The 1,911-nt window shown below is 55.8% G+C and carries 2 protein-coding genes; both read right to left on the reverse strand.

The genetic code is table 11. From position 1 onward, the window contains the following. Positions 1–1,719: hypothetical protein (locus ACE4YL_RS09630; protein WP_461369576.1), on the reverse strand; the 1,719-nt coding region annotated here is incomplete at its 3' end. Between the two features lie 11 nt (positions 1,720–1,730). After that, the coding region (locus ACE4YL_RS09635; protein ID WP_461369577.1) for a hypothetical protein at positions 1,731–1,911 on the reverse strand (181 nt) is incomplete at its 5' end.

Below are 1,911 nucleotides of genomic sequence, written 5' to 3' on the forward strand. Positions count from 1 at the left end.
AAGCGTCTGCACCAACGGGTTCGCCGGAAACTCGTATCGCAGCGGTCCGTTCTCGGTGATGCTCTGCTGGTCTCTGGCAATCACCTGTTCCCCGCCCTGCACGCTCAGGAGCTTACCAGTGATGGCAAGCCAGGCCTCGGCCTCTGTCGCTCCAGCATTCTCGATGGTCACTTCCGCGCCCCAAGCATGATAAACAGCATCAACAATGCTCACATCTGCAGGAGGATCGTCCAGGCTCGCTACAGCCCCAATCACCGGCGGTTGATTGTATCGCGCTGTCACAGTTACGGTCTCGCCTGCCGGGATGGCAATCGGCGTATTTGAGCGGTAGACCTCTTGCGCTGTCTCTGCTGGCTTGAGAGGCTGAGTTGCCACGACGATCTCATTCGCGACCTCTTCCTGTCTGCTCGGAGTGCGGAGCGGTGAAAAATAGTCGTCAGGCCCAATGGGAAACCAGCCGACGATCTCCGTATACTCGGCGGGAAATGGCGCGCCCTCAATAAAATAGATGATGTCTTGGGGTTGCTGCTCTGTTATCGCAGGTTTTGCGACGTTGATCTTGCCGTCGCGCCCACAATAACAAACCGCAAGCCCGGCCCCCGAGATGACTCGCAAGGCCTCCCGGTGGTCCATGGACGGTAGCCATGCCCAGGGGATGATGATATCCTGCAAACTCTCGTCGATCGCGTATTCATCCTCTTTTAGCCCCGCGCTCTTGAGAACTGCCTCAGCCAGCGCATACAGGCTGGCATTTTGCTCCACCTCTCCAGGCTGGAACGTCGATTTACGCAACAGCTCCAGCCGATCTCGCGCCCTGACCTGCGCCTCAAGCATGTCGTCCTGCGTATCCCAATCAATCGCCCAAAATGTGCCGAGCGGAACCCACTCTACTTCTTCATTGATCTCAGCGCCAAGCCAAGCCCTAACACGTCTATTAGGCTTGATAAGCCCATAAAGCGGGCTCGTGTCGTTATCTGGGTCAAAGCGTTTGTCCTCGTTCGAAAGCCTCACGACGATCTCGTTCGACGAAATATTGCCGACTGGTAAGCTCCCCTGGCTGACCTCTCGCTCTTCCAGCAAATTGATGGCGATTAGATCTTCTTTGTGAACCTGTTGCACCGAGCTAAAAAACTCAATGATCTTGACCTGTCGCCCCTCGTGGGACCACCTGTGAATCTCAAGTTCTTGGGAAGCCACGTCGAGAATAGGAGCGTCAAGCGCCTTTGACCAAGTCGTCTCGGTATTGCCTGTGACAACCTCTTCGTGGAGGAGAGCCCCAAGCTCGTCTTTGAGCCGGATCGTAAAATCCACGGGGTGTTCGCCGCTCTGGTTATACCCCACCACCCTCAGCGAGTGCACAGGTCTAGCTGCATGCGTGATTGTGAGCGTCGGGTATGGTTCTGCAAATGCTCCCCCTAACCCCGCAAGCTGCTCTCCCCACCATCCCACCTGATAGCGGTCAGCAAGCTCCTCGGTGTCTGGCATGGGCCGTCTAAACTGGTCGAGAGTCCATGTGCCATCGAGCGACGCCCAGAGATAGGGCGCCTGTGTGAGGCCGTCTGCTGTCTGGTGAGGCCAGGAAATACGTGCCCGTTCGCTTGCATCTACTTGGATAGATTGGTCGATCAGCGGATCTGTGTAGTCGATGATTACCCGCGCAAGCACCTGTCTCTTCTGCGCCCGCATAGCGTCCATGAATTGTTGCGATACTTGATACATGGCCTCACCCCCTACTGCTCAATGAATGCTATTTGAACCTCTTTCCAATAGCGGATCCCGTTTATTTCATGCCAAAGCCCGGTGATGATGTCGCCTGCGTATGCCATCATAGCCTGAGGACCGCCCGCGTCCAAATACGTAAAAGAGAAAAACGGCTTATTGGCAGCCAGGACATCCAGGATCTGCTTCAAC

Source organism: Candidatus Darwinibacter acetoxidans (genome assembly GCF_041936445.1).
Lineage (GTDB): Bacteria > Bacillota > Limnochordia > Darwinibacteriales > Darwinibacteriaceae > DTU010.